25 protein-coding genes and 1 riboswitch are annotated in these 23,808 nt (G+C 43.9%); of the genes, 10 read left to right on the forward strand and 15 right to left on the reverse strand.

The window, feature by feature from the left end; genetic code table 11:
* Nucleotides 1–75: 75 nt before the first annotated feature.
* The 6 genes from SporoP37_RS04030 to SporoP37_RS04055 all read left to right on the forward strand — a co-directional run bounded on the left by SporoP37_RS04030 (nucleotide 76) and on the right by SporoP37_RS04055 (nucleotide 7,051).
* The gene (locus tag SporoP37_RS04030; RefSeq protein ID WP_081242442.1) at nucleotides 76–594 is read left to right on the forward strand and encodes a gamma carbonic anhydrase; all 519 of its coding nucleotides are present in this window, start codon (nucleotides 76–78) and stop codon (nucleotides 592–594) included.
* A 527-nt stretch (nucleotides 595–1,121) separates the two neighbouring features.
* A complete protein-coding gene (gene dpaL, locus SporoP37_RS04035; RefSeq protein WP_081242443.1) occupies nucleotides 1,122–2,369 on the forward strand; it encodes a diaminopropionate ammonia-lyase in 1,248 nt (415 codons plus the stop codon).
* Nucleotides 2,370–2,387: 18 nt separating this feature from the next.
* Nucleotides 2,388–3,566, forward strand: coding sequence for a YgeY family selenium metabolism-linked hydrolase (locus SporoP37_RS04040; protein ID WP_081242444.1), 1,179 nt, complete (start codon nucleotides 2,388–2,390; stop codon nucleotides 3,564–3,566).
* A 42-nt stretch (nucleotides 3,567–3,608) separates the two neighbouring features.
* Entirely contained in the window at nucleotides 3,609–4,817 is a 1,209-nt protein-coding gene (locus SporoP37_RS04045) for a M24 family metallopeptidase (protein WP_085430326.1), read from the forward strand.
* Nucleotides 4,818–4,885: 68 nt separating this feature from the next.
* On the forward strand, nucleotides 4,886–6,367 hold the full coding sequence (locus SporoP37_RS04050) for an alanine/glycine:cation symporter family protein (protein ID WP_081242446.1): 1,482 nt from the start codon (nucleotides 4,886–4,888) through the stop codon (nucleotides 6,365–6,367).
* 51 nt (nucleotides 6,368–6,418) lie between these two features.
* Nucleotides 6,419–7,051: a GntR family transcriptional regulator gene (locus tag SporoP37_RS04055; RefSeq protein ID WP_081244736.1), complete on the forward strand. Its 633-nt coding sequence runs from the start codon at nucleotides 6,419–6,421 to the stop codon at nucleotides 7,049–7,051.
* A gap of 136 nt (nucleotides 7,052–7,187) precedes the next feature.
* Here the strand turns inward: SporoP37_RS04055 and SporoP37_RS04060 are convergent, their stop codons facing one another.
* The 4 genes from SporoP37_RS04060 to SporoP37_RS04075 form a co-directional block, all read right to left on the reverse strand.
* Nucleotides 7,188–8,300, reverse strand: coding sequence for a Fe(3+) ABC transporter substrate-binding protein (locus SporoP37_RS04060; RefSeq protein WP_085430327.1), 1,113 nt, complete (start codon nucleotides 8,298–8,300; stop codon nucleotides 7,188–7,190).
* A 178-nt stretch (nucleotides 8,301–8,478) separates the two neighbouring features.
* Nucleotides 8,479–9,156, reverse strand: coding sequence for an ABC transporter ATP-binding protein (locus SporoP37_RS04065; protein ID WP_085430328.1), 678 nt, complete (start codon nucleotides 9,154–9,156; stop codon nucleotides 8,479–8,481).
* Between the two features lie 5 nt (nucleotides 9,157–9,161).
* A complete protein-coding gene (locus SporoP37_RS04070; protein ID WP_085430329.1) occupies nucleotides 9,162–10,808 on the reverse strand; it encodes an ABC transporter permease in 1,647 nt (548 codons plus the stop codon).
* 281 nt (nucleotides 10,809–11,089) lie between these two features.
* Entirely contained in the window at nucleotides 11,090–11,947 is an 858-nt protein-coding gene (locus SporoP37_RS04075) for a YitT family protein (protein WP_081242450.1), read from the reverse strand.
* A 330-nt stretch (nucleotides 11,948–12,277) separates the two neighbouring features.
* Between SporoP37_RS04075 and SporoP37_RS04085 the strand changes: the two genes are divergently transcribed.
* Nucleotides 12,278–12,448: a Fur-regulated basic protein FbpA gene (locus tag SporoP37_RS04085; RefSeq protein ID WP_081242452.1), complete on the forward strand. Its 171-nt coding sequence runs from the start codon at nucleotides 12,278–12,280 to the stop codon at nucleotides 12,446–12,448.
* Between the two features lie 43 nt (nucleotides 12,449–12,491).
* On the opposite strand, the gene SporoP37_RS17395 is transcribed toward SporoP37_RS04085, so the two are convergent.
* The 4 genes from SporoP37_RS17395 to SporoP37_RS04100 all read right to left on the reverse strand — a co-directional run bounded on the left by SporoP37_RS17395 (nucleotide 12,492) and on the right by SporoP37_RS04100 (nucleotide 14,744).
* Nucleotides 12,492–12,842, reverse strand: coding sequence for an MFS transporter (locus tag SporoP37_RS17395; protein WP_232329835.1), 351 nt, complete (start codon nucleotides 12,840–12,842; stop codon nucleotides 12,492–12,494).
* Nucleotides 12,843–12,847: 5 nt separating this feature from the next.
* On the reverse strand, nucleotides 12,848–13,654 hold the full coding sequence (locus SporoP37_RS04090; RefSeq protein WP_231293290.1) for an MFS transporter: 807 nt from the start codon (nucleotides 13,652–13,654) through the stop codon (nucleotides 12,848–12,850).
* Nucleotides 13,651–14,271, reverse strand: coding sequence for a TetR/AcrR family transcriptional regulator (locus SporoP37_RS04095; RefSeq protein WP_085430331.1), 621 nt, complete (start codon nucleotides 14,269–14,271; stop codon nucleotides 13,651–13,653). Before SporoP37_RS04095 ends, SporoP37_RS04090 begins: the two co-directional genes overlap by 4 nt.
* Nucleotides 14,272–14,510: 239 nt before the next feature.
* A complete protein-coding gene (locus tag SporoP37_RS04100) occupies nucleotides 14,511–14,744 on the reverse strand; it encodes a YkuS family protein (protein WP_081242454.1) in 234 nt (77 codons plus the stop codon).
* Nucleotides 14,745–14,944: 200 nt separating this feature from the next.
* On the opposite strand from SporoP37_RS04100, the gene SporoP37_RS04105 reads away from it, so the two are divergent.
* Together SporoP37_RS04105 and SporoP37_RS04110 are read left to right on the forward strand one after the other, a co-directional pair.
* A complete protein-coding gene (locus SporoP37_RS04105; protein ID WP_085430332.1) occupies nucleotides 14,945–15,553 on the forward strand; it encodes a hypothetical protein in 609 nt (202 codons plus the stop codon).
* A 6-nt stretch (nucleotides 15,554–15,559) separates the two neighbouring features.
* Nucleotides 15,560–16,333 (forward strand): DUF3891 family protein, encoded by a 774-nt coding sequence (locus tag SporoP37_RS04110; RefSeq protein ID WP_085430333.1) that lies wholly within the window; start codon nucleotides 15,560–15,562, stop codon nucleotides 16,331–16,333.
* 48 nt (nucleotides 16,334–16,381) lie between these two features.
* Here SporoP37_RS04110 and metK read toward each other — a convergent pair whose 3' ends face one another.
* Nucleotides 16,382–17,593: a methionine adenosyltransferase gene (gene metK / locus SporoP37_RS04115; protein WP_081242457.1), complete on the reverse strand. Its 1,212-nt coding sequence runs from the start codon at nucleotides 17,591–17,593 to the stop codon at nucleotides 16,382–16,384.
* A gap of 175 nt (nucleotides 17,594–17,768) precedes the next feature.
* Nucleotides 17,769–17,888: riboswitch (SAM riboswitch) on the reverse strand.
* A 177-nt stretch (nucleotides 17,889–18,065) separates the two neighbouring features.
* Here metK and pckA point away from each other — a divergent pair.
* Nucleotides 18,066–19,658 (forward strand): phosphoenolpyruvate carboxykinase (ATP), encoded by a 1,593-nt coding sequence (gene pckA / locus SporoP37_RS04120; protein WP_081242458.1) that lies wholly within the window; start codon nucleotides 18,066–18,068, stop codon nucleotides 19,656–19,658.
* A gap of 147 nt (nucleotides 19,659–19,805) precedes the next feature.
* Here the strand turns inward: pckA and SporoP37_RS04125 are convergent, their stop codons facing one another.
* The 6 genes from SporoP37_RS04125 to SporoP37_RS04155 form a co-directional block, all read right to left on the reverse strand.
* Nucleotides 19,806–20,063, reverse strand: coding sequence for a hypothetical protein (locus tag SporoP37_RS04125; protein WP_081242459.1), 258 nt, complete (start codon nucleotides 20,061–20,063; stop codon nucleotides 19,806–19,808).
* Between the two features lie 271 nt (nucleotides 20,064–20,334).
* Nucleotides 20,335–20,700 (reverse strand): hypothetical protein, encoded by a 366-nt coding sequence (locus SporoP37_RS04130; protein ID WP_085430334.1) that lies wholly within the window; start codon nucleotides 20,698–20,700, stop codon nucleotides 20,335–20,337.
* 272 nt (nucleotides 20,701–20,972) lie between these two features.
* Nucleotides 20,973–21,194 carry a hypothetical protein gene (locus SporoP37_RS16850; RefSeq protein ID WP_155961297.1) on the reverse strand — a complete coding sequence of 74 codons (222 nt, stop codon included), beginning with the start codon at nucleotides 21,192–21,194 and terminating at the stop codon, nucleotides 20,973–20,975.
* A gap of 953 nt (nucleotides 21,195–22,147) precedes the next feature.
* Entirely contained in the window at nucleotides 22,148–22,945 is a 798-nt protein-coding gene (locus tag SporoP37_RS04145; RefSeq protein ID WP_081242464.1) for an alpha/beta hydrolase family protein, read from the reverse strand.
* A complete protein-coding gene (locus tag SporoP37_RS04150) occupies nucleotides 22,929–23,396 on the reverse strand; it encodes an NUDIX hydrolase (RefSeq protein ID WP_081242465.1) in 468 nt (155 codons plus the stop codon). The genes SporoP37_RS04145 and SporoP37_RS04150 overlap by 17 nt, the downstream gene beginning before the upstream one ends.
* A 48-nt stretch (nucleotides 23,397–23,444) precedes the next feature.
* A complete protein-coding gene (locus SporoP37_RS04155) occupies nucleotides 23,445–23,759 on the reverse strand; it encodes a transposase (RefSeq protein ID WP_231293291.1) in 315 nt (104 codons plus the stop codon).
* Nucleotides 23,760–23,808 lie beyond the last annotated feature (49 nt).

The raw sequence follows: 23,808 nt of genomic DNA on the forward strand, positions 1-23,808 counted from the left end.
ATTCTTATGTTTCCGAAACCGCTAATGTTTGTTAGGATAAATTATACATGAAATTTTAGAAAAGAGGAGATTTGATTGATTTATCCATACGAAGGTAAATTACCAGAAATTGACCCATCCGTCTACATTGCAGATTACGTAACCATTTCAGGTGACGTAACGATTGGCCCCGAATCATCCATTTGGTTTAACACGGTCATCCGCGGAGATGTGTCACCAACGATTATCGGAAGAAAAGTAAATATACAGGATTTCTGCTGCCTTCACCAAAGCCCGCGTTTCCCATTAATCCTAGAGGATAATGTGACGATCGGCCACAAAGTCATGCTCCATAGCTGTACAATTAAAACCGGCGCATTGGTCGGGATGGGGGCCACTGTTCTCGATGGCGCGGAGGTCGGAGAAGGTGCATTTATCGGAGCTGGCAGTCTGGTAACGCCAGGGAAAAAGATTCCGCCAAACACATTGGCTATAGGTTCGCCCGCCCGTGTCGTACGCGAATTGACGGATGAAGACCGTGCGGATATGACTAGGATTGTGAATGAGTACGCACGAAAAGGACAGCTGTATAAAGCGCTGCAGGAAGAAAAATAATCGAAGTGCCCGTATTCAGCGGGTGCTTCTTTTTGTAATGACTGGACTTTTGCAAACCTCTGTAGGCGGCGCAGCGTTTATAAACTTCTTCAATGTACATGAGCTTCACATACTCCTTTGCCCGTCTATGAATACTATGCGCTGCAAGTCTTCTTAATCAGATACATTCCCCACCAACATATCTAAAATCCGCTAGCTGTTCATACAAGCTCTCAGGAGTGTGACTTTACCTTATCACTAGCAAAGTCTTCATTCCTTAGGAGGATCCCATCCTGCGTTATAATGCAGGAAACCAACATACACCCCAACCTTCTCCCATCTATATCACTCATTGACGAAGTAATGTATTTACAAATAGGACTAAAATAAAAGTTAAAATGTTCCTTGACGGCAATTTTAATTACTTACACCCAATTTACATGTTCGAAATATCTAAAGGTATGAAATATATACAACTATTTGTTTTTTCTAAATATACTCATTGACATCAATAGTAAATGTGATATATTACATTTGAGATATTAAATATGAAAGATACAGGAGTGATTTTATTGTCAATTAATAAAAATAAGTTTCAATGGGCAAAAAACATAAAGTTCAACACTGAAATGAATGAAGAGGAGTTGGCCTTCTTTACGGCAGATGAAATTGAAAACGTTCTCAACTTTCAGAAAACACATCGATTATATACGAATACTCCAATGAGAAATTTATCTGCTTTAGCAAAACATTTGGATATTGAATCCATTCATGTAAAAGACGAATCTTATCGTTTTGGCTTGAACGCTTTTAAAGTGATGGGAGGTATTTACGCGATTGCTAAGTATTTAGCAGACAAGTTAGACCGCGATGTGAACGACTTATCATTTGAAGAATTGCAATCACAAGAAGTGCGGAAACAGATTGGCGACATTACATTTATTTCAGCTACAGACGGGAATCATGGACGCGGAATTGCTTGGGCCGCTCGAGAACTTGGACAGAAATCGGTTATTTACATGCCAAAAGGGTCTTTACCTGTTCGTCTCGATGCTCTAAAACATGAAGGTGCCTACGCCAAAATCACCGATGTGAATTACGATGAAACGGTTCGCATTTGCGCAGATTTAGCAGAGAAGAATAACTGGGTAATGGTGCAAGACACAGCGTGGGAAGGTTATGATGAAATACCACTTTGGATCATGCAAGGTTATTCCGCTTTAGCTCATGAAATGATTGAAACCTTTGAAGAACAACAAATGGCTCCACCTACACACTTGTTCCTTCAAGCAGGAGTAGGTTCATTCGCAGCTGGAATAGCCGCTTACTTTAAAGTGCGTTATAAAGAAAATGCCCCTACAGTAATTATTGTTGAACCTCATCAGGCAAATTGCTATTACCGTTCATTTGAAAGCGGGACTGGCGATATGGAGATTGTGACTGGAGATATGAATACAATCATGGCTGGACTAGCTTGCGGGGAACCTAATACACGTGCTTACAGAATTTTGGGGCAATATGCGAAAGCAGCCTTTTCTTGTGATGACAGCATTGCTGCTCTAGGTATGAGAGTACTTGGAAACCCGTTAGAAAATGACCATCGCGTAATATCAGGTGAATCAGGTGCAGCACCACTTGGCCTTGTTTACTATTTGAAAATATTAGCTGATCCAGAAGTTGCAAAAGCCATAGGACTTGATCAGACATCAAGAGTAGCCGTAATCAGCACAGAAGGCGACACAGATCCAGAACATTATCAAAACATCGTGTGGCGCGGGCTATACCCTACCGAGTAATAGGAGGCATAAAAACAAATGATAGTATATGACGAATTAATTCAGCTGACACAACAAGCTGTTCAAATACAAAGTTACTCGGGTGAAGAGCACGCAGTTGCGGAGCTTCTTTACAATAAAATGCAAGACATGGGCTATGACGAGTGTTGGATAGATGCATATGGAAACGTCATCGGCAAAATCAACGGTTCAGGAGAGGGTCAGTCTGTCTTGTTTGATGGACACATGGATACAGTTCCTATCAATAGCCCTGAGAAATGGACATATGATCCTTTTGGTGCTGAAATAGCCGATGGCAAAATGTATGGACGTGGGACGAGTGATATGAAAGGTGCGATCTGTGCTGCTGTTATTGCTGGCGGCACAATCGCCCGGCAAATTAAGCAAAATGGTATCCGCCCTAAAGGTGATATTTATGTCTCTTGTTCCGTTTATGAAGAAATTTTTGAAGGTGGAGCGCTTGGTAAAGTAATTGACCAGGTACATCCTGACATTGTAATTATTATGGAACCATCCGCACTTCAGTTAAGTATAGGACAACTTGGCAGAGCCGAAATCATTATATCTTCACATGGAAAATCGGCTCATTCATCACAACCCGAAAGTGGTGTTAATGCAATTTACGAGCTATTGCCTATGCTCGAAGCATTGCAGTCCTCCACTGCACCTTTCCATGAAAAACTCGGCAAAGGTATTACAGTAGTGACTGATATCAAATCATCACCCTATCCAGGCGTGTCAATCGTGCCAGATCTTTGTACGATTACTATAGATCGAAGATTACTTGTTGGCGAGACAGAAGAAGACGTACTAGCATCCTACCAACAACTTATTTCTTTAAATGAAAACTATTCATTTGAAGTAGCAGAAGTAAACTTACCATGTTTTACTGGTGAGATCTTAAGCGGGAAGCGTTTCTTCCCAGGGTGGCTTCTGGATAGCAGCCACCCTGCTGTTCCACAGGCTTTAAGAGCTTTAGAATCTGTTGGGCAATCGCCTTCTCTTACGACTTATAAATTTTGTACGAATGGAAGTTACAGCGCTGGTGTCGCGAAAATACCTACACTCGGTTACGGACCTTCCAATGCGAGCTTAGTGCATATCGTCGATGAATATATCGAAATCGAACAATTAACCGAAGCGGCGGAAGGTTTTGTCTCTTTAGCTAACTACCTAACTAATTTACCTAAAGCATGAGCACGACTCATGCTTTACCCCATTTGAAGGAGCGATCTTAATATGTTTGCAAACAATATACCAGTTGAAGATTTCGCAAATCGTATAGCTTATTGCCAGCAAGAAGCTGCAGCAAGAGGGTTATCTGGTCTAATGGTATGGTCACGCGGCGGGGGAGCATTCGACCGCTATGCTGATGTCGATTATCTTGCCAACTACTATCAGCAAAGATGCTATTTACCTGATAATCCGCCATTTTGGAGCGGACGGTCTCATTGTGTACTACTCATACCTCCTACATCTGCTCCTGTCCTGCTCGTATCTTCACCTGAATATCAGGAACATTTAATTACTGTGAAAGATGTACGCTTCAGTCCTGATTTGCCAAGGCTATGTTTTGAAACTTTAAAGGAGCTCGGTATGGCTGACGGTAATATCGGCTTAATTGGCGGCGATGTGCTTCCCTATTCATTGAGTACACGATTAAATGAATACTTGCCTGAGCTAACACTTACGCCAATGGATTTTCTTCTATCTACTATTAGAAGTGTAAAAACAGAGCGCGAACAAGAGAGTATACGGGAAGCAGCACGTATAGGAAGCAAGGCAATGGATATTTTGATGCGTAATGTAAGCGCTGACAAGACTGAAAGCGAAGTCATTGCACCAGCAATCGAATATATAATTTCACAAGGTGCTGTACTCTATTTCGTGGTAACAAATTCAGGTTCAAAGGCGTATTTCGCACATAGTTCCGATTTCCCTGGCTATGATCATGTAAATAAATTGGAAAATGGTGATTTATTTAAAGTGGATCTAATAATCGCATACGAGGGATATCTAAGCGACTTCGGCAGAACGACTGTCGTTGGCGGAGAAGCTACAGCTATTCAACGAGACATGTTGAATCTAGTAACAGCAGCATGTGAACATGTAATCAAACAAATCGAACCGGGAAGACTGGTTAAAAACCTTTGTCAGTCAGGAGATCAATTTTTACTAGACCACGGTGTAGGCTTTTCTTCGGTTCAAACTGACCCAAATGTGACGTATGCCGCTTACCCGCCACACTGGGGACACGGTTTAGGCATGACGTGGGAGCAGCCCTATTTTACTTCAGAAGAAGAAGTAATTATTCAGGCTGGTATGTGTATAGCAATTGAGAAAGCATTATACAGACAGGATGTAGGTACAGTGTTTTTCGAACAGAACTTGCTGGTAACAGAAACCGGTATTGAATTGCTTACAACCACTGAGAAAATATGGATATGACGCTTTCAAATGTTATGATCCACTATTAATGAACTTTAATTAAACTGTTTTTTCGAGAGGATGATATCATGCAAAATATAGTGGATTGGTTAAATGGTTATGTATGGAGTCCCGTGTTGGTTATTATTTTACTTTGCGCTGGCATTTTCTTTACGATAGCAACTCGTTTTGTACAGATTAGACATCTATTTGAAATGTTCCGCTTAATATTCCAAAGTAAAAGTTCCGATGCAGGTATTTCTTCGTTCCAGTCGCTTGCTCTTTCATTAGGGGATAAAATTGGCGTAGGAAATATTGCAGGTGTAGCAACTGCTATTGCCTATGGCGGTCCAGGCGCGGTTTTCTGGATGTGGATCATGGGCTTTCTCGGCGTTGCTATTTCCTTTATAGAAACAACACTTGCCCAAGTGTACAAAAGTAAGCAAGATGGACAATTTCGTGGCGGTACTCCATACTATATAGAAAAAGCTTTGAATTTAAAATGGCTAGCTATAATTTTCGCAATTTTCACTATGATTACAGGTGCATTCCTTCTGCCTAATATTCAAGTGAATACGATCTCGGCTTCTATGAATGAAGCATTCAATATTTCCCCTTCGGTTACAGGAATTGTACTTGCAGTTCTTTTGGGCTGTATAATTATTGGCGGGGTAAAACGTATTGCAAGAGTAGCAGAATTAGTTGTACCAGTAATGGCAATGGTTTATATCGTCTTAGCCATTACAATGGTCATTCTAAATATTACTGAATTCCCAAATGTGTTATCATTGATTCTATCAAGTGCATTTGGAGCTAATGCAAGCTTTGGCGGAATTATCGGTTCCGCGATCGCATGGGGTGTAAAGCGGGGAGCATTCTCCAACGGAGCTGGTTTTGGCAGTGAAACGTATGCACCTGCTGCTGCCGAAGTTTCCCACCCAGCTAAACAAGGCCTTGTACAAGCTTTATCTACTTATATCGATACAGTAGTTGTCTGTTCGATGACGGCTTTCATGATTCTAGTAACTGGGATGTATAATGTTACACCGGAAAATGGAGCGGCCATTGTAAATAATATAGGCGACGTGGAACCTGGGGCTGTTTATACACAACGTGCTATTGATACACTTGTGCCAGGCTACGGTGTTTCTTTCCTGGCGATAGCAATATTATTCTTCGCATTTACGAGTATTATGTTCTATTCTTACATGGCAGAGACTGGCTTGGCATATGTGAAGAGAGGCCTAAATATTAAATGGATATGGCCTGAGTATGCATTAAAGCTCGGTTTCCTTATATCCGTTTATATCGGCAGTGTGAAATCCGCATCGTTTGCCTGGGCTTTAGGTGATTTAGGATACGGGTCTATGGCTTGGATTAATATAATAGTCGTTCTTTTCCTGACTAAACCTGTGCTGAAGGTGTTAAAAGACTATGAATCCCAAAAGAAGCAAGGTTTGGACCCTGTATTTGATCCTGTAAAAGTCGGCATCAAGAACGCTGATTTCTGGGAATTTGAATATGAAAGACCATCTGTAGATCTTCAGAATAAAAATGATCAAAAGAAATGAGGGGATAATCCCGTGGAATCGAAACCTACGTTACGGATTAAACGTACTTTCATGCGGGATCAGGCATTTAATATCTTACAGGAGTTGATCATATCCGGTAAGTTAGAGCCTGAAACTAAATTAAAAGACCAAGAGCTTTCTGAAATGCTCGGGATTAGCAGGACACCCATTCGCGAAGCTCTTCTGCGTTTGGAAAACATGGGGCTTGTTATAACAAAAGCAAATAGTTCCACTACTGTTGCTCCCATTGATCTGAAGGAAGCATCTAATATTTACTCTATTGTAGAAACGTTGGAGTCTTTAGCGATTGAGCAAGGGTTTCCTAATGTAAGAGATAAGGATATTAAGGAGTTAGAGCTGCTAAATGCCAGATTCCAATCCAAACTTGAAGAAAATGATAGTGCCTCAGCTTTCCAACTGGACAATGATTTTCATAAATATTTAGTCCTTCTATCGAAGAATACTGAACTTGCCAGCATCCTTGATAACTTGAAAGTAAAAGTTCAACGAATGGAGATATACTATTTCGGCCAAAACAATCACTCTCATGAGTCAGTCAAAGAACATAAACAAATCATTGGATCGTTGAGAAAAAGAGATAAGGAATCTTTGCTGAAAGCAGTCAAAATCAATTGGCAAAAAAGTCTGCAACGAATCCAACAAAAAATAGGCACAATTGAATAATTTTACTGACGGGTGTTTGGATAATTAACTGTCCAAACACCCGTTTCAGCCCGTTTAATTTTCTATGAATTTTTTCGCAGCAAATTTACATTACAGGCAACAAAAAAACAGCCCGAAAGCTGCTTTTTTGTCTGTTTTATTTCCAGCCTACTTCATTCATCAATTCTACAGCTTTCGGATTATACTTTCCGTAGTCTGCAAATTCCACTTTTTGCGGTGTGAATGTTCCCCACTCAGCCATTACTTCCGGCAGCTTCGCTTCTTCGTTTACCGGGAATTCGAAGTTTTCTTTGGAAACTTCTTCTTGCGCTTCTACAGATGTTAAGTATTCAATCAATTTCACAGCATTTTCTTTATTTTTACTGTGCTTGACCAACCCTGCACCACTGATATTAATATGTGTTCCTGTAGTTTCCTGATTCGGGAAGAATACACCGATCTGATCAAACACTTTTACATCTTCCCCTTCGTCTGAAACGGACATGCGTCCAACATAGTAACTGTTCATGATGGCCACATCACCGACACCTGCAACGATTGCACGTGCCTGGTCGCGGTCTCCGCCTTCAGGTTCGCGCGCCAAGTTATTTACAATGCCCTGTGCCCACTCTTTTGCTTTGTCTTCCCCGTCAATGGCGATAAGCGATGCCAGTAACGATTGGTTATATAAGCTGTCAGATGAACGAACAAGCAATTTGTCTTTCCACTTGTCTGTCGCCAAGTCTTCATAAGTTGATAATTCTTCAGGCTTCACACGATCTTTTGAATAGACAATGACACGTGCACGTGTTGACAAGCCGATCCATTGGTTATCCGGATCGCGAAGTTCAGCCGGAACATTTTCTTCAATCACTTCTGATTCAACCGCCTGCAAAAGATCTTCTTCTTTTGCTGAGTGCAAGATTCCGCCATCGACTGTAACGAATAAGTCAGCCGGTGTATTTTTACCTTCACGCTTTAGGCGCTCTATCAATTCCGGTGCTTTGGCTTCGATCACATTTACTTTAATTCCTGTCTTCTCTGTGAAGTCTTCATATAAAATGGCATCCACGTCATAGTGGCGTGCTGTATAAATGTTTACTTCTCCGCCGGTCTTTTCATCTTTGTTTGCGTCTGTTGCATCCCCGGCAGGTGCTTCTTCCTTTGCAGGCTCATCCGTTTGTTTCCCTTTGTCGGAACTCGAACTGCAGGCGCCTAACACTGCTGCCGCCAGCAATAAAGCAAATGCCCATAATAAATTCTTCTTCATCAGTTTCTCTCCCTTGTCTCTCATTCCAGCCAATGCCAGACTGCGATAATGAGAATCATTTTCATTACTACAGAGATTGTAATACACTTCCTAGTGTAAGTCTAGTGATTATTTGTACTTTTCTTCTGTTACCAAAAAATGAGTGCCGGAAAGATATCCGGCACTCATAATGATAGTATTATACCGTTATCGGCTCTTTATCTGAACCTACATAGGTTGCGCAGTCAATATAAATTGTCCGGTCACAAATCGCATCGACATCCGCCTGATCATGGGAAACAAATAAACAGGTAATATTCGCTTTCTGTAAGATGTCCCGTACCTCCATGCGAATTAATGATTTCAGATTCGTATCCAGATTACTGAACGGCTCATCCATCAGCAGAATCGACGGAGAAGGCGCCAATGCTCTTGCCAGTGCAACACGCTGCTGCTGTCCCCCGCTCAGTTCATGAGGATAGCGTTTTGCGAAGTCCTGCAGCTGAACCAGCTCCAGCATCTCATCCAAACGTTGTTTACGTTCCGGCCGCTTCATCTTATGTAAACCGAAGCAAATATTTTCACTGACTGTCAGATGAGGAAACAGCGCATAGTTCTGAAACACCATACCGACGCCCCGCTTCTCGGCTTCTATATACGTTTTTTCTCCTACAATAACTCTTCCATCCAGTTCAATACTGCCTGCCGTCGGATCCTCCAGCCCAGCCAGCAAACGCAGAAGTGTGCTTTTTCCGCTGCCGCTTGCTCCTATGATTCCGACAATCTCCCCTTTTTCAATCGTAAATGAAAAGCGGTCAATGACTGGCGGCTGTTTCTTTGAATATTGAAATGATAAGTTTTGAATTTCTACAAACATGTCTCTCACTTCTCCTCAAATCGCAAAATAATAATCACTGACAGGATGCTTAAACAAATTAATACTAAGGAAGATGGTGCAGCTTCATAAATGCGTTCATCAATGGCATATTGATATGTTCTTGTAGCAAGTGTGTCAAAGTTAAACGGACGCAACAGTAAAGTCAGCGGCAGTTCTTTCATGATCTCAAGGAAAGCCAGTGCAAATCCGATGAGAATTGAACCGCGCAATAGCGGAAACTCCACTTTCCAAAACGTATACGTCAACCCGCGGCCGAGCAAAAAGGAAGCTTCCCGGTAGGATGGCGGAATTTTCGTATAGCCGGACTCAATGGCATTGAATCCCTGCGCCATAAAACGAATGACGTACCCTGTGATCAACATGCCGATTGACATGCTGAGCACGAGCGTTCCGGGCTCTGCTCCCAGCAGCTTAGGATAAATAAATGCCAGTTTTTCATCCAGTGTAATAAACAAGGCCAGTACGCCAATCGCAACAACCGCTCCCGGTACGGCATAACCTGAAGTCATGATACGCGCCAGGAAATTCGATGATACTGATGGATACAAATTAATCGTACGTGCAGCTAATATCGCAAAGAAGCTGATGATCAATGCTGCGATTAGTGCGGCAGTGAGGCTATTGGTCATCAAACTTAAGAAATCTGCACGCCAAACTTTTTCATACGTTTTGACTGACCAATAAATCAGCTGAACGAACGGCAGTAAAAAGGCGATAAGGAAAATGCCGGCACATGAAATAAATGCAGCCAAGGCCGTCCAGCCGCGCAGCTTTTTCCGTGCGAGCGGACGGCTTTGCGTGACGTTCGTGTCATACTTCCGTCCTTTTCGCAAAAAGCGTTCCAGCATAAATATCCCTAATATAATAATAAGCAGCCAGGCAGCTAAACGCATCGCGGCATGAATATCATACATACCGAACCATGTTTGGAAAATGGCCGTCGAAATGGTCCGTACTCCGAAGAAACTTGCCACCCCATAGTCGCTCAGCACTTCGAAAATAATGAGCATCGAACCCGCTATAATGGCAGGCCGCGCGATTGGCAATGCCAGTCGGAAAAACATCTGAAATCCATTCAGCCCCAGCGTTTTCGCACTTTCGATATACGTGGCGCTCTGCTTCTCAAAATAGTTAAGCGCAATCATATACACATACGGATATAAAAATAACGTCAGTACAAAGATAGCCCCGCGAAGCGACATAATTTCAATCGTCCCCGGTGTAAAATGATAATCAAATTGATTACGGAAGAAGGACTGAATAATACCGGTATAGCTTGTCATTGTACTGTACGTATAGGCTGCAATGTACGGCGGTATCGCCAAAGGTATAATGAGCAGCCATTTAAATTGTTTTCGAAACGGAAATTCATATACCGAAACGATCCAGGCAAGCAGTAATCCAATCGCGGTGGAAAGAAATCCGACCGAACCCACCAATAGGATCGATCCTTTAATATAATCAGCCAGTAAAAATTCCTTTATATGCTGCCAGTTTTCACTCGTCGGCTGAAAAAAGCTCAGAATGACATAAGCAACCGGCATAATAATAACGAGCGCACCGAGCATGGTAATAATAAACCAACTGTTCGTGCGGCGTCTAATCTCTCTCAACCATACAGATGTTTTCATATACTACAACCAACTTTACTACGCACGATGGCGGTTATGATGACAAGCAGTTCATTATCTTTATTATAATGAAAGTCATTCTCAAGTATATACAAAATCTGCTCACTTTCCAACGTTTTCACAAGAATTCAACAAATCGTGCGCATTTATGAAATTTATACGTCAAAACTCTTGCCTTTGAAAAGCGCAGTGTTCAAGCGGCGGCAAATAAAAAACTAAAGACAAACTCCCTATTTTTCAGAGTTCGTCTTTAGTTTCAGCTAAAAGTATATATCGGGGCCTTACGCCAGTTTTTCGCCTTCTTTTCGGAAGAAGCCGAAAATCCCCACTGTTTGTACGATATTTGTGAAAGCTTCAGGATCTGTTTCATTGATGATGCGTTCCATATCGTACAGTTCATATCGTGTAATGACGACATACAACATATTTTTGTCCTCTTTCGAATAAGCGCCTTTTGCGGGGATAATCGTGATTCCGCGTACCATTTGGCGGTGGATCGCCTGCTGAAGATCATCCGCTTTTCTTGTAATAATCATCGCAGTCACTTTTTCATGGCGCGTATGAATCATATCAATGACGGATGTGGTAACGTACAGTGCAATCATTGTATACAATGCATTTTCCGGTTCATACAGAATACCGGCGAATACAATCAGGATACCATTTAAAATCAGAAAATATACGCCTATCGGTTTATCCTGCATGCGAGAAAGAATCATCGCGACGATGTCCATTCCCCCTGTGGACGCTCCTAACTTTAAGGAAATCCCTACGCCGACACCGGCTAGGACTCCGCCGAATACCGCATTCAGCATAATATCATCCGATACCGATCGGAGCGGCAGAAGTTCAAGAAAAATGGTAGCAAACGCCACTGACAGCATACTGTAAATCGTAAACCCTTTTCCGACTTTAAACCACCCGAGAATAAACACAGGAATATTAAACAACAGCAGCAGGATCCCTGTACTGACTGTAATATTCAACTGATCTGTCAGGACACTGGAAACTAATTGGGCTGCGCCGGCAAACCCGCTCGCATAGACATTGGCGTTAATAAGAAAGAAATTTAGTGATAAAGCCATTAAAAATGAACCCAATAATACAACTGCGACACGCTTCGCCTCGATAAAAAACATAGCAACCTCCTATGATGAAAAACTAATTTATGCACGAACTAGATTATATCTATTCTTTCCGCATAATGGTACCCCTTAGTCTTAAAACCTGTAAAAAAGAAATGTTACATCTACAGCTGTTCTTTTGCCTGCCGGCGATGCCGGCAAACGTTCCATTTCCTTAGATGCGTTTGCATTTGAATCGATAATAAAGCACAAACTCCTAGCAGACTATCAAAATAAAACGACTGCATTTTCAGAAGGGTCCGAAAGTTCCAACTATGTTTTATACGGTTTAATCGGAAGTAAAATCGGCTATATTTAGAGGGGGAATCAAGGAGGATATGCACGATGAAAACAAACAAAAAGGTGAAGTCAGGTATGTCGAAACGAGACGAAATAATTGAAAAGCTCGTTTCAAATGGGGTATTTAAAATTGATGGGAAACAACTGTATGAGCTGCCGATTCAATCATTAATGCAGGAATACGAAGCATTCAGCCAAACAGATGTTCAAATGTAATGAAAAAGAGACGGGCCATTTATTGGCAGCGTCTCTTTTATATTTATGCTTCTTTTACTGAAACTTTAGACGTCCTGAGGACCTTATACAAGACCATCAGGACAACTGCTGCGCCAAGTGCTGCGCCTATCACAAAATACTGGAACCGGATCTCAGGGAAGCCTGCTAATCTCGCAATTCCATCCAATAGTAACGGAGAGCTGAACTGTCCGACGAAAATCATGCTGGACACCATCGCTATCACGCGGTCACTGTGCAGTGGATCAACCAGTTCAAGTGCTTTCACGTTAATAATCGGGAATAAAATTCCTTGTCCGAAGCCTACAAGGCATGTACAGGCCAGAATAACCGGAACTGAATGGCTCAATGCCAATCCTGTGAATGCCGCACCCATCACCGCTAAGTGACGGGGATAATATACGTTTTCAGCACATCCTGCAGCTGAATCAATGTCAGACTGGTAATCATCCCACCCACTGTCGTAAAGGAAATAACCATTCCCGCCAAACCGGAACCTCCGATTGCACTTTGTTCAAGGTATAATGCCATATTCGTCGCTACAGAATAATAAACCAGCATGATCCCTCCCGAAGCGAGAGCGAATCCGAAAACCGCAAACGGCAATTTGCTTTTCGGTGCATTGCTGTCGCGCTGGACCGGCTTATCTTTCGGCAGAAATAAAAATACTAACATCATGATGACAATACCCATCAAATACACATTAAACGGCGCTTTCCAGCTGATGGTTGCCAAATACCCCGCAAGCATCATAGTTAAAATCCCGCCGAAGTTACTGAATGCTGAGTTATAACCCATCATCTTTACTTGCTCTCTGCCTTTAAAATAATCACTGATCAGCGTGATGGCCAGCGGCATGACTAAACCGACGCCCGCACCGAGAATGAAGCGGAATGCCAGCAGCATCCCGATGGTATTCGTAAATTGAGCACCGACCCCTGCTAATACATAAATAGTCAAACCAATCAGCACTATCGTCCGTTTGGATATCCTGGACGTTAAGTAACTGGAAATGAAAGTGAAAGGGATAATAATTAATGAAGGTGCAGTCAAAATCAGTTTAATTATCGTAGGGCTTGCATCCGGAAAATTTGCTGCAATTAGCCCAAGTGCAGGCGAAATGGCCGCCCCCGCCATAACTGTAGCCATTGAAATAGAAATAATAGTTGGTTTTAGCATACGTCTCATTGTTCAGCCCCCTGTTCAGGAGAGCGCATCAATTGGCGCAGCACTTTGCTTGCTGATACATCAATGGGGACCAGTTTACGGGCATTCGATAACAGCAGACCATGTACTAGTGATACATGGTACACCGCCAATTCTTCCGGATCGCCGTCGATAAACTCTCCTGCAATTTGTCCTTTTTCAATAATCACCGCAATACGATCCATAATCGTACGATATTTGTTGACAATCCCCAGTTTTACTTCTTGCGGCAAATGGTCGGAATACAGCGCCTGCATTATCAAAATATGACGATGCACACCATCTCTCAGTGAGCCTGAGTGAGTAACTTCGGTGAGACGTTCCAGTTGTTTCAGCGGACTTTTGTGCTTTTGTTCCGCATCATCAATTGTATCGAGAACAATGTCTACTAACTCATGAAACAATTGAACGTACAGATCTTCTTTTGATTTGAAGTAGTGGTAAAACAGCCCATGACTCAGTTTGGCTTTGTCGGTAAATTCGCTGATTTTGGTGGCAGCATACCCTTTCATGCCGAACAGTTCGATGGCCGCATCTTTCAATTGCTGCTGCCGTGTGTCGCGTATTTCTTTTAATCTTTCAATGGAACCATGTGACAAAAATGAATTTCAACTCACTTTTTTTATTGATTGACTCATCAGTCAATGTCGACAAGTGTACTGTCAGTTGGCAGGTATTGTCAACCTTTTATAAATGATATGACCCAATAACTGATTTTCGGTCAGATATACTTGCCTGCCATAAGTGAGCAGTTCCGCTGTAATGAGCATTGAAAAAGCTGAAGAACGAATCTATCGGCAGATTGGTTCTTCAGCGTTCCGCATTATTTATTCAGTAATTAGCGGTGCAGTCTTTTTTCAACGTCTTCTACAATATCCTGCACGGAGTTTCCTTCAATACTTACTACCGGGAAGTCAAACTGGTCGATGTTGACATCACTTAATGCCCGCACCACGCCTATATCATAGCCGGTCAGATTTTCATCACTTTCAAACATTTTCACTTCATGGCCTTTTTCTTCCAAAGCCTGTTTTACATCATCAAAAGGATTTTCTACTGCAATTTTAGCCATAGTGTATTCCTCCTCATAGAATTTCTTTATTGCTTCGTGTTTTATACGTTCCCGCTCTTCACGTAATTAAACATGTGCACAGTTGTACAATTAGCTTCGGCAGACTTGCGCAGCGATTTGTTTTATGAAAAGGGGGTAGTTTACTATTACAGACCATAATTTATGCACGGCCTGAAAAACCTATAAGGAGCGGACAGTATATGTTCGGATTAAAAGATCTCATCGGCTTAATCATTTCTTGTTTTATCATTCTGCCTGTCGTTACGTTCATTCGCGAAACAGGTTATTTCATTATCAGCGGTCTGTTAGGCGCAAAGAACCCCAGACTTACCATTGGATCAGGCCCCAGGTTTTTTAAATTCAAATTTATCGATATACGCAGATATTATCACGTGTACAGCTGGTTCTCTTTTGATTCCATAAAAGCTAAAAGCAAATTCGCATACATTAGTATTTATGCCGGTCCGATTCTGATTAACGCCGCGGTGGCATTAGTGATTAACGCCCTGTTGGCAAATGACTTTTTTGAAGACTCCAAAACGTTCTGGAACCGTTTTATATTTTACGTTTTCTATTTTGTGCTGTTTGATGCCATTCCCATGAAGACCGTCAATGGCAAACCGAATAACGGCATGATTATTTATGAACTTCTGCGCTACGGGAAGCGAATAGATTATAATGAAGATCCAATTATTCCCGGTACTACAGAAGCAGAAGAAGAATATCAAAAAGAAGTGGAAAAGATGAAAGAAATTAAATGGAAAGAAGTCGAGGAAGAAGAAACCTTTTATACAGATAAGAAAGGATGAAGGTTCATGATAGTAAGAGAACATGATAAGTCATTCAGTCTGGTTGCACAGCATCATCACGGACAGCTGGCGGGGTATTTGATGCAAAACTTTCGAGAAGATATGTTTCCGGATGATAAATGGAAAAATTCTGTGCTGACTGCGATTACGAACCATGACATCGGCTGGCATTCATTTGATGAACAGCCTTTTTGGAATGATGCAAAGGATGTTCCGTTCGGCTTTACGGATTTCCCCCTCCTGCCGAAAATTCTGCTTTACCGCAGCGGTATTGACAGGGTGGAAAAAATTGATGCATATGCAGCTATGTTATGCAGTGTTCATTACGAACAGTTCATCGAAGGCAGTGGAGAAAAAGAAGCCAGAGAGTTTATACACGATGAACGCCTGCGCAGGGAGCGATTGTCCGAAAAGATAGAAGGATTTGATGCCGTTTTATTTGAAAAACATTTTGCATTGCTGCAGCTTGGCGATAATTTTTCTTTATACTGCTGCCTGAATGATCCGGGCGCCGATAAAATGAATGAACATCCGTTCTTTCAGCAGGGTATTCCATCGCCATTTATTTTCCCTTCACTGCCGAAGGAAAAGATCGGCATCCGCTATACTGATCCACATACAATTCGGATTGAAGAATTTCCGTTCCGTGAAACCTTTGACGTGAAAGTGAAACAAAAAACTGTTCTAAAAAAAGATATAGCGGATCAAGGTTTCCAATCTGCTTATGCTCATGCAATGTACGAAACGATTACATTGCGCATTGCAGCTGAAGACAAATAAAAAAATGCAGAAAGAGGAAATTGACTCCCCTTTCTGCATGAATCGATATTATTGTTCTACGCTGACTTGACCAGCCAGTTCTTTCAGTGCATCTACTTTATCAGTCTGCTCCCATGGCAATTCGATATCAGTGCGGCCAAAGTGGCCATATGCTGCTGTCTGCTTATAGATCGGACGACGAAGATCCAGCATTTTGATAATGCCTGCAGGACGGAGGTCGAACAGCTCACGGACGAACTCGACCAATTGTGTTTCAGACAGTTTACCTGTATCAAACGTATTGATGGAAATGGAAACCGGGCTTGCCACACCAATTGCATAAGCCAGCTGAACTTCACAGTGCTCTGCCAAGCCTGCTGCTACGATATTCTTTGCAACATAACGGGCTGCATAAGAAGCAGAACGGTCAACTTTTGTCGCGTCTTTACCAGAGAATGCACCGCCGCCGTGACGGGCATAACCGCCGTACGTATCCACGATAATCTTACGTCCAGTCAGACCGGAATCACCTTGAGGGCCGCCGACTACGAAGCTTCCTGTCGGGTTGATGAAGTATTTCGTCTGTTCATCGAGCAAGTTTTTAGGCACTACTGCATCGATGACTACTCTTTTTATATCCTTCTCGATTTGATCGAGCGTCGCTTCCGGGTGATGCTGAGTCGAAATAACAATGGTGTCGATGCGTACAGGATTATTATCTTTATCATACTCCACTGTCACCTGTGTTTTACCGTCAGGACGCAAATAAGGAATCAGTTCCTCTTTACGCGCTTCAGCCAATCGGCGTGCTAATTTATGTGAAAGACTGATTGGTAAAGGCATTAATTCCGGCGTTTCATTACAAGCATAACCGAACATCAGCCCCTGGTCACCCGCTCCGATTGCATCGAGCTCTTCATCTGACATCGAGCCTTCGCGTGCTTCCAGCGCCACATTGACACTTGCTGCAATTTCAGGTGATTGTTCATCAATGGATGTCAGCACAGCTGAAGTTTCATAATCAAAGCCGTATTTCGCACGCACATAGCCGATTTCCTTCACTGTATCACGAACGACTTTCGGGATATCTACATACGTTGATGTAGTGATTTCCCCCATTACTAATACGAGACCTGTAGTGATGCTCGTTTCACACGCTACACGTGCATTTGGATCTTCCAGCAAAATTGCATCCAGAATTGCATCTGAAATTTGGTCGCACATCTTGTCAGGATGGCCTTCTGTCACTGATTCTGATGTAAACAGTCGACGATTTGTCATGTATGTTTCCCCCTATTAAGCAACTTGATACGGTACTCTCATAAGTCCCTGGTAAAGTTCCACGCCTAGACGTCAAGCATATACCATAAGGATTCAGGGCCGGAAAATATAAAAAGCCCTTCACTCATATTCAATCCATGAGTAAAAGGCAAAATTTCACGCGCTGCACCTTTCACTCTTATCGTCCAAGGAATTAAACCTTGCTTCAGGTTTGGCACCTTCGCGCGAGACATACGTCTTTTGCAGGTTGCCGGGTTTCACAGGGCCTGTACCCTCCACCAACTCGGGATAAGAGTATCCGTTCATGTCACATCGTATTAAAAAGTTTGCATTTTGTCAAACTTTTTCCCCTGAATCACTTGAGTTTTCAATTAGTATAGATTATTATTCTTAATGTGTTATACTATTTACGAATTAGGATATTCTCATCTAAATAAAAATTAAACGACTACGCAAAGGACGGTATGTAAACATGATATCTGCAAAAATTGATGATAGTTTAAAAAGTCTTCTAAGTGGAAGCAACGTGACGATCCAAGCGTCTGTGGCAGAGTTGACAGAAAAAGCAGCAGCAAGAAATGAAGCACAGCTTTCAGCAGACGGTGCAGTCGCTGCGCGTACTGGTAAATATACAGGACGCTCTCCTAAGGACAAATTCATCGTAGAAGATGCAGTGTCTAAGGATAAAGTAGACTGGGGCAACGTTAACCGTCCGATTTCTGAAGAAGTCTTTGATTCATTATACACGAAAGTGATTGAACATTTAGGGAAAAAAGAAGAACTTTTCGTATTTAAAGGATTTGCGGGTGCAGATAAAGACTCCCAGCTGTCGATTCAAGTCATCAATGAACTGGCTTGGCAGAACTTGTTCGTTCACCAGCTGTTCATCCGTCCGACTGCCGAGGAATTGAAATCACACGAAGCACAATTCACTATTTTGGCTGCTCCTTCTTTTAAAGCAGATCCCAAAGTGGATGGAACAAATTCCGAGACATTTATCATTGTATCTCTTGAGAAGCGAATTGTCTTAATCGGCGGTACTGAATATGCGGGAGAAATGAAAAAGTCCATTTTCTCTGTTATGAACTTCTTGCTTCCTGAACAAGGAATTCTTTCTATGCACTGTTCAGCCAACGTTGGCGATGAAGGTGATGTAACATTGTTCTTCGGTCTTTCCGGAACAGGTAAAACTACACTTTCAGCAGACGCTAACCGCAAGCTGATCGGAGACGACGAGCACGGCTGGTCCGACAACGGCGTATTTAATATTGAAGGCGGCTGCTATGCGAAATGCATCAACCTCTCAGAAGAAAAAGAACCAGAAATCTTTGGCGCCATCCGTTTTGGTTCCGTATTGGAAAACGTAGTGCTGGATGAAGATACCCGCATTCCTGACTATGATGATAACGCGCTGACTGAAAACACACGTGCTGCATACCCTATCGAATATATCGATAATATTGTTACACCATCTGTTGCAGGTCACCCGAAAAACATCATCTTCTTGACTGCTGATGCTTCCGGCGTATTGCCTCCAATCTCGATTCTTACTAAGGAACAGGCTATGTACCACTTCCTGAGCGGCTTCACTTCCAAGCTTGCTGGAACTGAGCGTGGAATTACTACACCTGAACCAACATTCTCTACTTGCTTCGGTTCACCGTTCCTGCCGCTTCCTGCTGCGACATATGCAGAGATGCTTGGGAAGAAAATCGAAGAGCACGGCGCGAAAGTATTCCTGGTCAACACAGGCTGGACAGGCGGAATTTACGGTGTAGGTTCACGCATGAACTTAGGCTACACACGCACAATGGTGCGCGCTGCTATCGCCGGTAAATTGGATAATGTAGAAACGAAAAAGAACGAAATCTTCGGATTAAATATGCCTGTGGAAATCGAAGGCGTGCCAAACAATGTACTGCACCCTCGTTATGCATGGGAAGATCCGAATGAATACGATAAAGAAGCAAATCGCTTAGCCGATGCGTTCCGTGAGAACTTCAAGAAGTTCGACCACGTGTCAGAAGATATCGCAATCAAAGGCGGACCGCCAGTAAGAAACTAATACCATAATAAAAGAGGCTATCCATGAAGTCATCAGACCTTCATGCGATAGCCTCTTTTTGGCATGGATAACGGCTATGAACTCACTGCAGTGCTGGGGGCGAATGGCTGTGCAGCCTGCGTTCTGCTCCTTTGCATCATGAATGGATTACATAATCTGACGTCTTTGTGATAAGAGAAGCAAAACGGCATTGAACTCACTGCGGCGCTGGCGGATGGCTTCCGCAATGAGCCAGACAGGAAGTACGCCTGTCAGTCTCATCGCTACGCCTACCGCTTGTAAGGCGCCTTCGTTTAGTGAGCGGAAATCACTTTGGCTACTGATTTTTGAAATGTGACGAGCAAGTGCTGTGCAGATGGTTTTCTGCTTTTTGCATCGAAAATGGAATACACCAGTTGCCGTCATTGTTATAAGAGAAGCATAACGTCCTTGGACCCACTGCGGCGCTGGCGGATGGCTACGCAATGAGCCAGACAGGAAGAACGCCTGACTGTCTCATCACTTCGCCGACCGCTTGTAAGGCGCCTCCGTTCAGTTAGGGGGAAGCAGAACATGACACGTCATTTGCCAAAGCATACGCTAGTCGTCTAGTAGTCACTGAACTTCATCTCTTTTAAAAGAGTACTTGGATTGCATCCACTCAGCAGCGCAGGCACAACTGCGGGGTCGGCCGAAGTCATGAGACAACTGGCGTGTTCTTTGCCAGCTGGCTCATGACGTAAGGCAATCCCCCACGTGCCTGCGCGGGTCCTAAGAGTGGACTGTTGCTAACTACATCACCCGACAATGAGTCGAGCAACGACCCTAACACTAGAACCAGAACGGCATTGAACTCACTGCGGCGCTGGCGGATGGCTTCATCAATGAGCCAGACAGGAAGTACGCCTGTCAGTCTCATCGCTACGCCTACCGCTTGTAAGGCGCCTTCGTTTAGTGAGCGGAAATCACTTTGGCTACTGATTTTTGAAATGTGACGAGCAAGTGCTGTGCAGATGTTTTTCTGCTTTTTGCATCGAAAATGGAATACACCAGTTGCCGTCATTGTTATAAGAGAAGCATAACGTCCTTGGACCCACTGCGGCGCTGGCGGATGGCTACGCAATGAGCCAGACAGGAAGAACGCCTGGCTGTCTCATCACTTCGCCGACCGCTTGTAAGGCGCCTCCGTTCAGTTAGGGGGAAGCAGAACATGACACGTCATTTGCCAAAGCATACGCTAGTCGTCTGCCAGTCACTGGTCTTCATCTTCATTAAAAAAGCAACCTGGATTGCCCCCTCTAAGCAGCGCAGGCACAACTGCGGGGTCGGCCGAAGTCATGAGACAACTGGCGCGCTCTTCGCCAGCTGGCTCATGACGAAAGGCAATCCCCCACGTGCCTGCGCGGGTCCTAAGAGCAGACACTCGCTGACTTCAATCCCTGACAACCGATCGAGCAACGACCACAAAACTAGAGCCAGAACGGCATTGAACTCACTGCGGCGCTGGCGGATGGCTTCCGCAATGAGCCAGACAGGAAGTGCGCCTGGCTGTCTCATCGCTACGCCGACCGCTTGTAAGGCGCCTCCGTTTAATAAGTGGAAAGCAGATCATGACACGTCATTTGCCAAAGCATACGCTAGTCGTCTGCCAGTCACTGAACTTCTACTCTTTAAAAGGGTACTTGGATTGCTCCCACTCAGCAGCGCAGGCACAACTGCGGGGTCGGCCGAAGTCATGAGACAACTGGCGCGCTCTTCGCCAGCTGGCTCATGACGAAAGGCAATCCCCCACGTGCCTGCGCGGGTCCTAAGAGCAGACACTCGCTGACTTCAATCCCTGACAACCGATCGAGCAACGACCACAAAACCAGAGACAGAACGGCATTGAACTCACTGCGGCGCTGGCGGATGGCTTCCGCGTTTAGTTAGGGGGAAGCAGATCATGACACTTCATTTGCCAAAGCATACGCCAGTCGTCTAGTAGTCACTGAACTTCATCTCTTTTAAAAGAGTACTTGGATTGCATCCACTCAGCAGCGCAGGCACAACTGCGGGGTCGGCCGAAGTCATGAGACAACTGGCACGCTCTTCGCCAGCTGGCTCATGACGTAAGGCAATCCCCCACGTGCCGGCGCGGGTCCTAAGAGTGGACACTCACTAACTTCAACACCCCACAACTAGTCGAGCAACGATCCCAACACCAGAGCCAGAACAGCCTTGAACTCACTGGCCTGCTTCCCTTTTAAAAAAGTAACCTAGATTGCTCCTGCTCAGCAGCGCAGGCACAACTGCGGGGTCGGCCGAAGTCATGAGACAACTGGCGCGCTCTTCGCCAGCTGGCTCATGACGTAAGGCAATCCCCCACGTGCCTGCGCGGGTCCTAAAAGCGGACACTCGCTACCTTCAATGCCCAACAACCGATCGAGCGACGACCCAGACACCAAAGCCAGAACAGCATTGAACTCGCCAACTTCAACAACCAATCGGCCCCTGCCTGCTCCCATGCACACTTAAAAACCCTGCTGCCGCATCCAATTCACTGCATCCTTCACCAGCTGCCGGTTCATCTCTGGAGGGATATAATGAGTAAAGCCCTCCAAATACCACGTTTCATATTCCTTATCTGCCTCACGCAACGCATCTTCCAGCATTACCGCCTGCTCAAACGACACATTCGTATCCAATGTTCCATGAATAATCAATATTGGAATATCAATATCCTGCACCCGGAACAATGCCGTACGTTCTCTATATGCGTCGGGATGATTATTCGGTGTGCCGCCGATCACGCGCTTCATCATGCGGCGCATATCTTTACGCTCCTTATACGTAAACACGACGTCTGAGACGCCTGCCCACGTCACCATGGACGTCAAATCTTCTCGCAAAATAGCCGTCCATAACGCCATGATGCCGCCTCTCGAAAAGGAAAACAAATGGATTCTGTCCGAATTGACAGCCTGTTGCTGCTTAAGTACCTCTACTCCCGTAATCGCATCATTACGGTCCTCTCCTGCAAACTCATCTTTCCCTTCCCCGCCGCGGTTCCCCCGATAATAAGGTGCAAATACCACAAGCCCATGAGAAGCGAATTGTGCAATCCGCGCCGGGCGCACCATTCCCACATGCTGAATACCGCCACGTAAATACAGCAGCCCGTCATACAAACCTTCTGCCTTAGGTGATGCCAGCATCCCTTTTACCAGCAAACCATCTGAGTAATACGTAACTTCCTCTAATGTTACGTGGGGATTCGGTGAAGGATATTCTTTACGGCGAATGATCTGGCCGTCAGTCTGTTCGACCATGTGCTTCCACCCACTTCCTAAGCTCCGCCATGCCGCGGTCTTTCATATGGAAGCTGAGATTTGTGCAGGCATCGAGTTCGGCGTCTGTCATCCAGACGGCCCCTTCCGTCTCCAGCAATGTAAATTCATTTTCCACATGTGTAATATCGCCGGAGAATACTGCCTTACAGAATGGAGGATCAGTAAAAACGACGTATTCGGCAAAGGAATGGACGTTTTTAATAGTTACTCCCGTTTCTTCCAATGTCTCCCGAATAGCCGCTTGTTCGATTGTCTCTCCAGGCTCAGCTTTTCCGCCCGGGAATTCGATTCCCCGTACGCGATGTTTTGTCAGCAGCCAGCGGCCGTCGTGCTTAATGACGACCAGCACGTGCCGCGATTCAATATGATGTTGATTCGGGCCGAAAGTCAATTCAACGCCAGCCCCTTGCAAATCTTCAAATTTCAGCAATTTACGTCACGTCCTTTTCTTCAGTGTAGCGGAAAAGGACGTCGTGAATCAACGAAAGAGTGGTAACTGCTCTATAAAGCGTTTTGATTCATTGTCTGTATATTCATGGATTAATGCAAAGACCTTTTTCATGCGAAGATCGATATCATCATTGTCCCTGTCGTAGTGATACGGCACATAGGGCAAATGCGAGCGCAGAAAGTTCCTGAATTCGAGCCGGTCAATCTGTTCAAATAACTTTTCGAAAATCGGGTATGCTTCTTTCGTAACTTCTACTTTATATTCCCACGTAGAAGAATGCGGATCAAGAAGTACTTGTTTATGGTTCAGCGATATATACATCGTGTATTTTTCTTCGTTCATAATCATCCTACTTTCTTTTTTAACGTAGCATGGCTTGTTTTGTACATAT

The sequence above is a fragment of the Sporosarcina sp. P37 genome (assembly GCF_002109365.1).
Lineage (GTDB): Bacteria > Bacillota > Bacilli > Bacillales_A > Planococcaceae > Sporosarcina.